The sequence below is a fragment of the Clostridium drakei genome (genome assembly GCF_000633595.2).
Taxonomy (GTDB): Bacteria; Bacillota; Clostridia; order Clostridiales; family Clostridiaceae; genus Clostridium_AM; species Clostridium_AM drakei.
This window is the reverse complement of sequence record NZ_JIBU02000113.1, coordinates 1-861: the sequence shown is the minus strand read 5'-3', so window position 1 is coordinate 861 and position 861 is coordinate 1. Positions and strand designations below refer to the sequence as shown.

Genomic DNA, 861 nt, shown 5'->3' with positions numbered 1-861 from the left:
GGATAGAGCAACGGCCTTCTAAGCCGTGTGCCAGGGGTTCGAATCCCTTAAGACGCACCATAATTTGTGCCATTAGCTCAGTTGGTAGAGCACCTGACTCTTAATCAGGGTGCCCAGGGTTCGAATCCCTGATGGCGCACCATAAACATCGGGGTGTGGCGCAGATGGGAGCGCGCGTGGTTTGGGACCATGAGGTCGCAGGTTCAATCCCTGTCACCCCGACCATTTAAAAAAAAGACATAGTGCGGGTGTAACTCAATGGTAGAGTGCTAGCCTTCCAAGCTAGTTACGAGGGTTCGATTCCCTTCACCCGCTCCATATATATGCGTTTTTAGCTCAGTTGGATAGAGCAACGGCCTTCTAAGCCGTGTGCCAGGGGTTCGAATCCCTTAAGACGCACCACATATTTGTGCCATTAGCTCAGTTGGTAGAGCACCTGACTCTTAATCAGGGTGCCCAGGGTTCGAGTCCCTGATGGCGCACCATTTTTTTATGGTGGACGTAGTTCAGTTGGTAGAGCGCCAGATTGTGGTTCTGGTTGTCGAGGGTTCGAGTCCCTTCGTCCACCCCATTTTATTATTATGGTTTACTAGCTCAGTTGGTAGAGCACATGACTTTTAATCATGTTGTCCGGGGTTCGATTCCCCGGTAAGCCACCAGTAAGTATATTTTGTACTTACAAGTTATAATTTAAAAATACATGCAGGTGTGGCGGAATTGGCAGACGCACTAGACTTAGGATCTAGCGCCAACGGCGTGGGGGTTCGACTCCCTTCACCTGCACCAGTATTTAAATAGGTTATGCGGGAGTGGCTCAGTGGTAGAGCGTCACCTTGCCAAGGTGAACGTCGCGAGTTCGAA

Annotated in this window: 8 tRNA genes; all 8 read left to right on the top strand. The window is 50.2% G+C overall.

Going from position 1 to position 861, the window contains the following annotated elements:
• Positions 1-66 precede the first annotated feature (66 nt).
• Positions 67-142 (top strand) — tRNA-Lys (locus EG57_RS0225055).
• Positions 143-149: 7 nt separating this feature from the next.
• Positions 150-225: transfer RNA gene (locus EG57_RS0225050), tRNA-Pro, on the top strand.
• A gap of 19 nt (positions 226-244) precedes the next feature.
• A tRNA-Gly gene (locus EG57_RS0225045) sits at positions 245-318 on the top strand.
• Between the two features lie 7 nt (positions 319-325).
• Positions 326-402: transfer RNA gene (locus EG57_RS0225040), tRNA-Arg, on the top strand.
• A 7-nt stretch (positions 403-409) separates the two neighbouring features.
• Positions 410-485 (top strand) — tRNA-Lys (locus tag EG57_RS0225035).
• A gap of 10 nt (positions 486-495) precedes the next feature.
• Positions 496-571: transfer RNA gene (locus tag EG57_RS0225030), tRNA-His, on the top strand.
• Between the two features lie 12 nt (positions 572-583).
• A tRNA-Lys gene (locus EG57_RS0225025) sits at positions 584-659 on the top strand.
• A 43-nt stretch (positions 660-702) separates the two neighbouring features.
• A tRNA-Leu gene (locus EG57_RS0225020) sits at positions 703-786 on the top strand.
• Positions 787-861 lie beyond the last annotated feature (75 nt).